Origin of the sequence: Marinobacter arenosus (assembly GCF_019264345.1) — a bacterium.
Taxonomy (GTDB): Bacteria; Pseudomonadota; Gammaproteobacteria; order Pseudomonadales; family Oleiphilaceae; genus Marinobacter; species Marinobacter arenosus.
This window is the reverse complement of sequence record NZ_JAHVAO010000001.1, coordinates 200113-212788: the sequence shown is the minus strand read 5'-3', so window position 1 is coordinate 212788 and position 12676 is coordinate 200113. Positions and strand designations below refer to the sequence as shown.

Below are 12676 nucleotides of genomic sequence, written 5' to 3'. Positions count from 1 at the left end.
AACAACGCCATGGTAGCCAATTTGCGGTAACTGCGATCTGCGCGAGTTCTCAGATTCATCGGCCAACGGGGGTCCCCTTCCCGAGCGGCCCTTAAATAAACGTAAGCGGCCCCGTTCAGGAGCCGGTGCCGTGTTCCTTCAGAAGGGCCTGCAATCCCTGTTCATCCAGAACCGGAATCCCAAGCTGTTCGGCCTTTGCAAGCTTGGACCCCGCCGCCTCACCAGCAACGACGCAGGCGGTTTTTTTGGACACGCTGCCAGCCACCTTGGCACCGAGACGCTCCAGCTTTTCCCTGGCCTCGTCCCGGGTCATCTCTGACAGGGTTCCGGTCAGCACCCAGGTCTGCCCCTGGAGCGGTTTTTCCCCTTCCGTTATTGCTTCCTGCTGCCATTCCACCCCCGCGTCCTTCAGCGCGGCCAGCGTTTCCTGGTTATGAGGCTGATCGAAGAAGCTGCGAATGTGGCCAGCGACAATGGGCCCGACATCAGCCACTTGCTGCAGTGCACCTTCGTCCGCGTCGGCGATGGCCTCGAGACTGCCAAAATGGGAAGCCAGGGATTTTGCCGTCGCCTCACCGACCTCCCTTATGCCGAGCGCATAGAGAAAACGCCAGAGTACTGGCTTGCGGGCTCCATCAATGGCAGCAATCAGGTTACTCGCGGACTTGTCACCCATCCGCTCCAGACCAATCAGATCCTGCTTTTTTAATCGATACAGGTCCGCGACCGTCTCCACCAGCTCGTGACCCACCAGAATATCGATCCACTTGTCGCCGAGACCTTCGATGTCCAGCGCTTTCCTCGACGCATAATGCCGAATGGCCTCCTTTCGCTGCGCCGGGCAGTAGAGGCCGCCGGAGCACCGGGCGACCGCTTCACCGTCTATCTGGATCACATCGGAATGACAGACCGGACAATGTTTCGGTAACTCGACTTCGCGGGCATCTGCCGGTCTTTTCTCCACGACCACCTTGACCACCTGGGGGATGACATCCCCGGCACGACGGATGAACACGGTATCGCCGATTCGGGCATCCAGTCGGCGGATTTCATCCATATTGTGGAGCGTGGCGTTGCTCACGGTGACCCCACCCACGAAAACCGGCTTCAGGCGTGCCACCGGCGTGACCGCCCCGGTGCGACCGACCTGAAACTCCACATCCTCGATCACCGTCAGCTCTTCCTGGGCTGGAAACTTGTGGGCGATCGCCCAGCGGGGCGCCCGGGACACGAATCCCAGCCGATTCTGCTGCTCCAGACTGTTGACCTTGAAGACAATGCCGTCGATTTCGTAAGGCAGAGAGTCCCGCTTATCCATCAACTCCCGGTAGGCGGCCAGGCACTGCTCGACGCCAGTGGCCATGCGCATTTCCGGGTTGATGCGAAACCCCCAGTTCTTCACTTGTTGAAGGCCCGCCCAGTGATTGTCCGGAAGCAGTGTCTCATCGGTCACGGCCACACTGTAGGCACACATTTCCAGTGGACGCTTGGCCGTGATCGTGGATTTCTTCTGGCGCAGACTACCGGCAGCGGCATTTCGAGGATTCACAAAGGTTTTCTCGCCCCGTTCAGCCAGCCGCTTATTCAGCTGTTCAAAACCGGCCTTGGGCATGTAGACCTCACCGCGCACCTCCACCAGCTCGGGAATATCCTCCCCCCTGAGCTTGAGCGGTACGGAAGGAATGGTCCGGATATTCGAGGTAATGTCCTCCCCTGCATAGCCGTCACCGCGAGTAGCTGCCGTGCGCAGAGCGCCGTGCTCGTAATGCAGACTGACCGCCAGCCCGTCCAGTTTCGGTTCACAGACATAATCGACATCTTCGTCCGTAGACAGGCGTTCTCGAACTCGCCTGTCGAAGTCCCGCAACTCCTCTTCACTGAACGCGTTATCGAGGGACAGCATCGGAATGCGGTGAACCACCTCGTCGAAACTGGTTTCGGCACTGCTTCCGACCCGCCGGGTTGGCGAGTCGTCCGAGGCCAGTTCCGGGTAATCGGCTTCCAGGCTCTGAAGTTCCCGAAACAGCCGGTCGTATTCTGCGTCCGGTATTCGAGGATCATCCAGCACGTAATACTGGTAGTTGTGATCCTCAATCAAAGACCGGAGTTCTTCGACACGCTGAACAATCTCGGGCGTGGCTTTGCTCATGGGGTTGCGCTCTCACCTGTCAAAAAAATGCCCGGAACAATCCGGGCACCGTTCTTCAATACTTCGATCTGGCGTCAGACCCGTTGCGACCGCTGCTTGCGGTCAAATTCCCGGATGCGTTGACGGCAATGTTCAATCGTTTGCGGGGTCATCACACTGCGACGCTCATCTTTGAGTTCCCCACCAAGGTTTCTGACCACGCATTGGGCGGTCTCCAGCATGAACTCAAAGGCCTGCAACCCGTTCGTCGGGCCCGGCAGACTCATGAAAAAGCTGATGCCCGGGGTGGTTAAACGGGGCATGTCGGCCGGTTTGAATGTTCCCGGCTCAACCGCGTTGGCAACACTGAACTGGACAGGACTGGTGGTATCAGCCGCTTCATGCCGATGGTAGATGTCCATATCGCCATACTCGAGGCCACAGGCTTCAAAAAGCTTTTTCAGGGCGACACCGCTGAAATCCTCACCACTGCGGGCAAGCACATTGATCACCACCACTTCCCGGGCTTCCGGACGGTTGGCGCCGGCAAGCGGCTGCCCGGTCTTTCGGTCGACCGGATCCCGACGAGCGGTATCTTCCTCAACCTCTGTGGTGATGGTAGGCGGCACGGGTGCCTCGACCGGCTCGTCATGAACCTCGGGGACCGCAGCGGGTGCCGGATTCTTATGACGTGAAACGGTTCGAGGTTCTCCAACAATGCCGTCATCGGCATCCAGATCGGTTTCGGACGCGGTCCAGCCAGAGTCCGGCTCCGGATCCGGATACGAGTCATCGTGGGCGGAAAAGCCTGATTCCCAGGAAGGCTCCTCGGGCTGTGGTTCTTGCTCGACTGGTGTTTCCGGCTGCTTTGGAGCGCTGTTCGTTGCGGTGACCGGGCGTGTCGGCTTGGGTTTGGGAGTGCCGAAACGGTCTGACCTCTCACGCTTCACATAGCCACGCTCTTCCAGGGTGTCACGGGAGATGGTCCTGGCTCCGCCGTTGGGCAGCTCCGGGTTGTAATGGTCGTCTAGCGGCGAATCCTCAAGCTTATCCGCCCCCATTCCGGAAGAGATAGCCATCGATTCCTTGCGGGCACGACGCACACGGCGAATGCCGTCAATGACAATCCCAATGATAACGAGGGTACCGATGGCGATTAACCATTCCCTAAGTGACATAGTCCTGCTGTCCTGTTTGCGGATCGGGTAACACTGTTACTCTAAGAAAAGCCCGTAATGAATACAACGCGCAGCCGGGCCAGATGGCGTTATTGTCATCCTTGCTGCTTTTATGTCCAACACCGGCACTCAGGCTTCCGCCAGCGCTGCCGCCTCTTCCACATCCACCGACACCAGACGGGAACAACCCGGCTCGTGCATGGTCACCCCCATAAGCTGATCGGCCATTTCCATAGCAATCTTGTTGTGGGTGATGTAGATGAATTGAACCTGTTTCGACATTTCCTTGACCATGTTGGCGTAGCGCCCAACGTTGGCGTCATCCAGCGGAGCATCCACCTCGTCCAACATACAGAACGGTGCCGGATTCAACTGGAAGATTGAAAAGACCAGCGCAATGGCGGTCAACGCCTTCTCTCCACCGGAAAGCAGGTGGATTGTACTGTTCTTCTTACCAGGGGGGCGGGCCATGATGGCAACGCCCGTTTCCAGCAGGTCCTCCCCGGTCAGCTCCAGGTAGGCGTTACCCCCTCCAAATACTTTCGGGAAAAGGGCCTGTAGCCCCCCGTTAACCTGGTCGAAGGTTTCCTTGAAACGCTGACGGGTCTCCCGGTCGATCTTGCGGATCGCATTGTCCAGGGTCTCCAGCGCCTCCATAAGGTCGTCATTCTGGCTGTCCAGGTAGGTCTTCCGCTCACTTTGAACCTGGTACTCCTCGATCGCGGCAAGGTTGATTGCGCCGAGCCTTTGAATCCGGTTACCAATTTTCTCCAGTTCGTCGGCCCAGTCCTTCTCATTGGCGCCCTCTGGCAAATGCTCCAGGACTTCCTGAAGCTTCACATCCAGCTCCTGAAGCTGCTCAATGTGGTTGCCGGAGCGGATCTCCAGCGCCTGCGACTCCATTTTGAGTTTCTCAAGCTTCGAGCGCACGTCCTGAATCTGATGATCAATCCGGCTGCGACCCTGTTCCTTGTCCCGGACCTCCCGGTCGATCTCTTCGAGCCCGTCACGGGCCGCGCCCAGCTTTTCCTCTTCGGCCAGACGCCGGTCCAGCAAGCCTTCCAGTTGCATCTGGAGGTCCTCAATCGGTTCCTCCGCGCTTTCCCGGGACTCCCGCAGTATCTCCAGGCGTTCCTCAATCCGTTCTTTCTGCAACTGCATGCGCTCAATCGTCTGCTTGAGCCCGTCCCGTTGACTGTTCAGGGACTGCAATTGCAGCTGTAGCTGATGGGCGTGATCCCGGTCGTGCCGGGCGTCGTGCCGGAGCCGATCCAGGTTTTCCCGCAAACCATCACGCTGTTCCAAGAGGCGCTCTTTCTCTTCGTCGCTGTCTTCGGTGGAGGCCAGCGCCTGCTGCCACTCTTCCCGGGCTTCCCGCAAACTCTCCTCCTGGCTCTCCAGGTTGAGGGAAACGTCCGAAAGGTCTTCCCGGATTCTCTGCAGGCGCGCATCGATCTGCTCCGCCCGCGCCCGGAGCCCGCTGATTTTCGATGACAACCCGCTCAGTTCCCGATCGGCATCACTGAGTTTCGCTTGGGCTTCATCCCGTGCCGACTCAGCCCTTTCAACCCGTTCCTGAAGGCCGTCCAGCCGGTCACTGGCCTGCGCCAGCGATGCCTCGGCCTGGGCCAGCTGGGCCTCCAGCTCACTGACTTTCTTCTGGCGTTCAATGACACCCACCTGGCCCGCATCGGAATCCGGCATCAGAACCCAGTCACGAGATACCCACACGCCGTCGGGCGTTATAACGCTCTCGCGCTCCGCCAGGCCAGACCGCATACCAAGGGCATCGGACAACGTTTCGACGGTCCGGATGCCCGCCATTAACGCAGACACAGCCGGAACGCCCGACACCTTGTCAGCCAGGCCGTCAGGCTCAGAAGCACTCGCCTCGGCCGAACCGGCGCTGACCAGCGCCAAACCTTTCGGCGCCGAACTCATGGCCGCCGCCAGGTGATCGATTCCCGGCAACGAGAGACCGTGGGTGAACCGGCCAATTACCTGCTCGACGGCGAACTCCCAACCGTTATCAATTCGTAGCTGGCTGGCGACCCGTGGCGCATCCGTCAACCCATGCTCAGACAGCCAACCCTGCAGCGCGTCGTCCTGCCCTCCGAGCTGCTCATCAAGCAGGGCCTGCTGCGATTCCAGAGCCGCCCTCAGGCTCTGAACTCTCTGGCGCTCCTCACCTGCGGCCTGTTCCGCCTCGCGCTGGTCCTGCCTCGCTTCGTACAGGTCTTCCTGGATGCTCGCAATTCGCTCGGAAGCTTCCTCTCTCTGCAGCTCCAGCGTTTCCTTTTGTTCCTGCAACTCCTCGAGTTCAGCCCGGTCCATCTGACCATCCAGTAGGGCCTGCTCATCCTCCAGCTTCCGATAACGGCCTCGAAGCTGCTCAATGGCCTCTTCCAGCGACCGAATCCGGGACTGGGAGAGCTCAGCCTGCCGCCGCGCATCCGACGAGCGGCTACTGAAGTCTTCCCACTTCTGCTGCCATTCACTCATGGCGTCTTCCGCCATCTGCAGTTTCTCACCCGACTCCTCAGACCGAAGCGCCAGCGCTTCCTGCTCCGGCTCCATCATGTCGAGCTCTTCCTGGATTCCAGTAAGCTTGTCTTCGTCCTGCTCCAGTTCCCGGGCAAGTTCCCGCTGGTTGGCCATGGCCTGGTCGAGTTCGGCCGCCGTCTGACGACTGCGCTCGCGCTGGTGCTCCAGGCTTTGCTCGATCCGGGCAATGTCCGCACCCGCTTCGTAATAGCGGGCCTGGGCCTTGTTGAAATGCTCGGTCCGGTCTAGATGGTTCTCTCGCAGGGATTCCAGCGAGGTTTCCAGATTCACCCGTTCGGTCAGCAGCTTTTCCAACTCCAGTTCCGTGTCGCGGATTTTTGCCCGCCACGTCTGAAGATCGTTATCCAGTGACTGCCAGCGCAGCACCGTCAGCTCGGCTTTCTTCTGACGTTCTTCGTGCTTGTAGGCCTTGTATTTCTCCGCAGCGGCCGCCTGACGTTCAAGGTGTTGAAGCTGACGTCCCAGTTCGTCCCGCAGGTCGGTCAGACGTTCCAGATTTTCCTGGGTACGACGGATCCGGTTCTCGGTCTCCCGGCGACGCTCCTTGTACTTTGAAATACCCGCAGCTTCTTCAATGTAGATGCGAAGTTCCTCAGGCTTTGCCTCGATCAGCCTGGAGATCATGCCCTGCTCAATGATGGCGTAGCTGCGAGGTCCGAGACCGGTTCCAAGGAAAAGATCCGTGATATCCCGGCGACGGCACTTGGAACCGTTGAGGAAATACTCCGACTGCCCTTCCCGGGAAACCCTCCGACGCACCGAGATTTCGTTGAAACGGACAAATTCTCCCGGCGCCGACCCGTCGCTGTTGTCGAAGACCAGTTCAATCGACGCCTGGCCAACCGGCTTTCGGGCACTGGACCCGTTGAAAATGACGTCGGTCATGGACTCGCCCCGCAGGTATTTGGCGGAACTCTCGCCCATCACCCAGCGAACGGCATCGATAATATTGGATTTGCCACAACCGTTGGGGCCAACGACTGCGGTCATGTTGGATGGGAACGGCACCGTTGTTGGATCAACGAAGGACTTGAAACCGGACAGCTTGATGGACTTCAGGCGCATATCAGGCGTTTGCCTCCTCCCTGAGAATGGTCAGAACCTGTTGGCGCTGATGTTCCCCAAACGCCTGGATCACCGCTTGCAACCGAGTGGCATCGTCGCTGACCGCCGCCTCGGCAAGCTGCCTGAAGAACGTTGCGGTTTCTTCGATTTCATCGCGAAAATTCTCCAGCGCGACGAAGTAAGTTCGACTGATTGCCGGTCGGAAGTTTTCCAGTGTCTCTTCCAGAAACGGGTTTTCAACGAGTCCGTAGGCGTAACGCATCACCCCGAAACCGGCATCTATGACCTTCTCTGCGGCGTCGGCGCCAGTGGAATTGAGAGCATCGATAACCGCCTGGAGTTCTTTGACCTGCCCCATAACGCCGCCAAGCTCGGCGCCTGTCCAACGCTCGAGAACCTTTCTTCCCAGCATGCACAGCAGGTCAATGTAGATGTCATAGAGGCTATTGACACTGTCCGGCGTCAGCTTGGATACCACCGCCCCCCGCCGGGGGAAAATCTCGATCAGGTGGCGCCGTTCGAGAATGAGCAGGGCTTCACGCACAGACCCGCGGCTGACATTGAGCTCACCGGCCACCTTGAGTTCCTGGATTCGTTCACCTGGCGACAGATCCCGGGTGATGATCCGCTGGCCAAGGTGCTGGGCGATTTGTTCGGACAGACTTTCCGGGGCCTGAAACCTCATAGATCGGGTCGCTCACTTCTTCAGACGGCGTAGGTACAAGCGCAAGAGTTTACCACAGGCAATCGCCAGCCCAATCCCTTTCCTGACATTTGGCTGCAGCCTTCAATCCCGAGCGGCAAAGGTATGCCGGTAATTTGACAGAGCCGCCCGGCCCCGGGCCTTTCTTGCTTACAACCTTCGCAGCTTATGCCCCTGACTTATTGGTTTTTAAACAATTTTTCTCATGGGCACAGTTAGTGCTTAATCACTACCTCAATGGTCCGGCAACGCCGAAAACCCAACGACAGAGTAGATTTAGTGAAACACATCCCCTCCCTCGAACGACCAGTCTCACAGCCCAGGAAACTTGCCGCACTGCGGCAGGCTCGGCAAGACTGGAACAATCCGTCGGATGTTCTCACCAGACTTACCCGTCGCCTGTCCACGACACTCTCCCTTGAAACCCAGCTCGGCATCCTGGCTGAGGAACTGGGCGATATCGTGCCTTTCGATTCACTCCACTACCGCCATCGGATTGCCCGCGAGGACTTTGTCTTCGCCACGGGTCTGGGCGGGCAACATCGCTGCGAATATCGACTGAACCTTGAGGGCGTCGCGTACGGCGTGCTCACCCTCTATCGGCGCAGGAAGTTTTCCGACGAAGAACTCGAAGGCGTCGAAACCATTCTGGGCACAGCCATCTGCCCGCTCCGCAATGCCTGCCAGTACCTGACCATCGAAAAAGCCTCACTCACCGACGCTCTGACGGGAATCCCCAACAAACGGGCACTGGATGAAGCCCTGCTGCGCGCAAGCCAGCTTTCTGACCGACACGATGAGGAATACTCGCTGATCCTCTGCGATCTGGATCACTTCAAGTCCGTCAACGACAACCATGGCCACGTGGTTGGCGACCATTTGCTGCAGTTGGCGGCGGAATGCCTTGAGCGCTCCCTTCGGACGTCTGACAGCGTTTACCGCTTTGGCGGGGAAGAGTTTGCAATCCTGCTTCCCCACACGGGCGAAGCGGGTGCGAAAGATGTCGCAGAGCGGATTCGCGAAGCAATCACCGGGATCGTTGTTGATTGCGGCGATGAGACGCTCTCTGTCACCACAAGCTGCGGGGTGGCCATGCACCTGGGAGGAGAATCGCCCGGACAATGGCTTGCCCGGGCGGATGACGCACTGTATCAGGCCAAGCGCCAGGGCCGGAACTGTACGCGGGTGTTCGCGTCCATTCGTTAGGCGTTACTTCCCCGGGCTCCTGCGCCTACCCGTTGAAGGCTTTCCCGACGATTTCGGCGGGCGGGAATCGCTGACCTGCCACCGGCTGCCACTCCGCTTCTGGCTCCGACCCGGGCTTTTCCGGCGCTGCCGGTCCTGAGCGGCCTTTTCGCTGGGCGTTTTCTGGGGAATCTCAACCGGGGTCAGATCCACGGTACGGCTTAGGGTATCAACCGCTTTCTGGTCCAGCTCTTCCCATTTTCCCAGGGTCAGCCGGCTTGGCAGGAAAATCGGGCCGTAACGCACCCGCTTCAGGCGACTCACTCTCACCCCCTGGGATTCCCAGAGGCGGCGAACCTCCCGGTTGCGCCCTTCAAGAAGGGTCACATGAAACCAACGGTTTATACCGCTGCCACCGGCCGGACTGATATCCGTGAATTTTGCCATGCCGTCTTCCAGCAGGACACCCTGCATCAGACGCTCAATCATGGCGTCATCCACTTCGCCAAAGATCCGGACGGCGTATTCCCGATCAATCTGCCGCGAGGGGTGCATCAGTCGGTTGGCCAACTCTCCATCGGTCGTGAACAGAACCAGTCCGGTGGTGTTGATATCCAGGCGGCCGATAGAAATCCAACGGTGATCCTTGAGCCGAGGCAGCCGATCAAAAACCGTTGGCCGACCCTCGGGATCCTTTCGGGTCGTCACTTCGCCCTCAGGCTTGTTGTAAATCAGTACCCGACGAACAACTTCGGCAGCTCCCGCGACGTCCAGACGTTTTCCATCCAGTTCAAACCGGTCTGCAACCGTCGCCTTCTGGCCCGGGGAAACCGCATGGCCATTAACCGTGAGCCGCCCCGCTTCCATCCAGCCTTCAATCTCACGCCGGGAACCGGCTCCCGCTCGGGCGAGGAGCTTCTGAATGCGCTCCGGACCACCGTCGCTGGTCTGTTCTGCGGCCGGTTTGGCCGACTTTCTCGGGCGTTCTGAACCCATTAAAAAATCCTTAGTAACTGCCTGAAACCTTGATGGTTTCAGTGAAGTGTCTGCTCATCCGAGTCGCCGGAAGCCGGGGACTCGAATTCAATTTCAGCCTGCATATTCTTTTCGATCTCACGGCCAATTTCTTCCAGATCCCGCACTTCGGACAGCGGCGGCAACTGGTCGAGGCCTGTGAGGTTGAAGTAATCCAGGAACTGTTTGGTGGTCGCGTACATGGCCGGCCGACCCGGCACATCCCGATGCCCCACAACGCGCACCCACTCTCGCTCAAGAAGTGTCCGGATGATATTGCTGCTTACCGTGACACCCCGAATGTCCTCGATCTCGCCGCGCGTGATGGGTTGCCGGTACGCAATCAGCGCCAGGGTCTCCAGCAGGGCGCGGGAGTAGCGCTGCGGTTTTTCCTCGAACAGCCGGCCAACCCAGGGGGCGTATTCCTCCCTGACCTGGAGGCGATAGCCACTGGCCACTTTTTTCAGCTCGAAGCCTCTGCCCTCGCAGGCGGACTCCAGCAGCATCATCACATGTTCCATCACCTGCCGGGCCGGGCGCTCGTCCTCGGCAAACAGTTCGCGCAGCTGTTCGAGGGACAGCGGCTTCCCGGCAGTCAGCAGGGCCGCTTCGGTGATGGCCTGAATACGTAAAAGATGCTCTTCATTCATAACGGTTACCCGCTTCCCCCACTGCTGTCGTTACCGGCCGGATACCACAATCAACTGACCGCCCTGGCCCGAACATGAATCGGTCCCAGAACTTCCGCCTGCACCACCTCGATCAACTGCTCCTTGACCAACTCCAGGGTTGCCAGGAAGGTCACCACCACGCCCAGCTTGCCCTCTTCCGGCGTGAACAGACTTTCGAACGATACGAAATGATCGTCCTGAAGCACTGACAGGATGGCCGACATCCGCTCACGGGTCGACAGTCTCTCCCGCTCCACGTGGTGGCTCGTGAACAGGTCCGCGCGCTGCAGGACCCCCTGCAGCGCCAGCAGCATTTCCCGGAGATCCACATCCGGGTGTGGCTGACTGGAGGGCAGCTTGGGCAACGCCACGGAGGCCACAAAATTGTCCCGCTCCAGACGGGGAATCTCGTCGATATCTTCGGCAGCTTTCTTGAACCGTTCGTACTGCTGCAACCGGCGAATCAATTCAGCCCGCGGATCAACTTCTTCCTCGTCGTCACTCTCCTGGCGCGGCAACAGCATGCGCGACTTGATCTCCGCCAGGGTCGCCGCCATCACCAGGTATTCCGCAGCGAGTTCAAAGCGCATGGCCTCTACCGCCCCGATGTAGTCCATGTACTGCCGGGTAATTTCGCTGACATCAATATCCAGAATGTTCATATTCTGGCGGCGGATGAGGTAAAGCAGGAGATCCAGGGGCCCCTCGAAGGCTTCGAGGAACACCGCCAGCGCATCCGGCGGGATGTAAAGATCCTTCGGCAGATCAACAACCGGTTTCCCCGAAACACGGGCCAGTGCCGCCGAGTCTGCGGCTCCGTCCTCCTTACCTGGCACCACCGTGCCGGTTGACTCATCCGTCATGCGCTTCTCCTCGGAAACCGGTCGGGCTTCACACTCAAGTCCCTACTGGCGTCAGACTAGCGGTAATGCAGCCCCATCGCTGCGCGCACTTCCTCCAGGGTATCCCGGGCGGCGTCACGCGCATGCTCACGGCCTTCCTGCAGGATCGAGTGGACCAGATCGGGATTGCCCTCATATTCACGGGCACGCTCATGCAAGGGTCGCTGTTCCTCGACGATGGCGTCAATCAGGGGCTTCTTACAGTCGAGGCAGCCGATCCCGGCACTCCGACACCCGTGCTGCACCCAGTCCTGCGTCTCGGCGTCGGAGTAGATCTTGTGCATGTCCCAGACCGGACACTTGTCAGGATCACCGGGATCGGTCCGGCGCACCCGCTGGGGATCCGTCTGCATGGTCCGGATCTTCTGGGCAACGCTGTCCGGTTCCTCACGCAGGCCGATGTAGTTGTTGTAAGACTTGGACATTTTCTGGCCATCGAGGCCCGGCATCTTGGACTCGGGCGTGAGCAGCGGCTGGGGTTCCGGCAGAATCACCTTACCGCCACCCTCAATGTAGCCATACAGGCGCTCGCGGTCGCCCAGGGAGATGTTCTGCTGCTCTTTCAGCAGTGCCCGGGCCGTCTCGAGGGCCTCGAGATCGCCCTCTTCCTGGTACCGTTTCTTGAGGGTCCGATAGAGCTTCGCATTTTTCTTGCCCATCTTTACGATGGCGCCTTCGGCCTGCTCTTCAAAGCCCGGCTCCCGACCGTAGATGTGGTTGAACCGACGGGCTATTTCCCGGGTAATCTCCACGTGAGAGACCTGATCGGCGCCCACCGGGACCTTGCCGGCACGATAGACCAGGATATCGGCGCTTTGCAGCAACGGATAACCCAGAAAACCGTAGGTCGCGAGGTCCTTTTCGCGCAGCTTTTCCTGCTGGTCCTTGAAGGTCGGGACCCGCTCCAGCCAACCGAGCGGCGTAATCATCGACAACAACAGATGGAGTTCCGCATGTTCGGGCACCTGGGACTGGATAAACATGGTCGACGAGCCAGGATTGACGCCGGCCGCAAGCCAGTCAATCACCATGTCCCAGACGCTTTGCTCAATCCCGGCAGGGTTGTCGTATTCGGTTGTCAGTGCGTGCCAGTCGGCCACAAAGAAAAAGCACTCAAATTCGTGCTGGAGTTTCACCCAGTTTTTCAGCACACCATGGTAATGACCAAGGTGAAGCTTGCCGGTCGGACGCATGCCGGACAGAACCCTTTGCTGGGAATCTACAGAACTCAAAGCACGAACTCCTTATTTTGAATGGGAACCGCC

Annotated in this window: 9 protein-coding genes; 1 reads left to right on the top strand and 8 read right to left on the bottom strand. The window is 59.1% G+C overall.

Annotated elements, in window-relative coordinates; translation table 11 throughout:
- Positions 1-115: 115 nt before the first annotated feature.
- The 4 genes from ligA to KXD86_RS00960 form a co-directional block, all read right to left on the bottom strand.
- Entirely contained in the window at positions 116-2149 is a 2034-nt protein-coding gene (ligA, locus tag KXD86_RS00975; RefSeq protein ID WP_218634230.1) for an NAD-dependent DNA ligase LigA, read from the bottom strand.
- A gap of 74 nt (positions 2150-2223) precedes the next feature.
- Positions 2224-3306 carry a cell division protein ZipA gene (zipA, locus tag KXD86_RS00970; RefSeq protein ID WP_218634229.1) on the bottom strand — a complete coding sequence of 361 codons (1083 nt, stop codon included), beginning with the start codon at positions 3304-3306 and terminating at the stop codon, positions 2224-2226.
- A gap of 129 nt (positions 3307-3435) precedes the next feature.
- A complete protein-coding gene (gene smc, locus KXD86_RS00965) occupies positions 3436-6936 on the bottom strand; it encodes a chromosome segregation protein SMC (protein WP_218634228.1) in 3501 nt (1166 codons plus the stop codon).
- Between the two features lies 1 nt (position 6937).
- Entirely contained in the window at positions 6938-7621 is a 684-nt protein-coding gene (locus tag KXD86_RS00960) for a GntR family transcriptional regulator (RefSeq protein ID WP_218634227.1), read from the bottom strand.
- 297 nt (positions 7622-7918) lie between these two features.
- On the opposite strand from KXD86_RS00960, the gene KXD86_RS00955 reads away from it, so the two are divergent.
- Positions 7919-8845, top strand: coding sequence for a GGDEF domain-containing protein (locus KXD86_RS00955; protein ID WP_218634226.1), 927 nt, complete (start codon positions 7919-7921; stop codon positions 8843-8845).
- A 3-nt stretch (positions 8846-8848) separates the two neighbouring features.
- On the opposite strand, the gene rluB is transcribed toward KXD86_RS00955, so the two are convergent.
- The 4 genes from rluB to KXD86_RS00935 are packed head-to-tail and all read right to left on the bottom strand — an operon-like array spanning position 8849 to position 12643.
- Positions 8849-9820, bottom strand: a complete 972-nt coding sequence (gene rluB / locus KXD86_RS00950) for a 23S rRNA pseudouridine(2605) synthase RluB (protein WP_218634225.1) — start codon at positions 9818-9820, stop codon at positions 8849-8851.
- Positions 9821-9858: 38 nt separating this feature from the next.
- Positions 9859-10488 carry an SMC-Scp complex subunit ScpB gene (gene scpB / locus KXD86_RS00945; protein ID WP_218634224.1) on the bottom strand — a complete coding sequence of 210 codons (630 nt, stop codon included), beginning with the start codon at positions 10486-10488 and terminating at the stop codon, positions 9859-9861.
- A 50-nt stretch (positions 10489-10538) separates the two neighbouring features.
- Complete coding sequence (locus KXD86_RS00940) at positions 10539-11372, bottom strand: segregation and condensation protein A (protein WP_218634223.1); 834 nt, start codon at positions 11370-11372, stop codon at positions 10539-10541.
- A gap of 56 nt (positions 11373-11428) precedes the next feature.
- On the bottom strand, positions 11429-12643 hold the full coding sequence (locus KXD86_RS00935; protein ID WP_218634222.1) for a tryptophan--tRNA ligase: 1215 nt from the start codon (positions 12641-12643) through the stop codon (positions 11429-11431).
- Positions 12644-12676 lie beyond the last annotated feature (33 nt).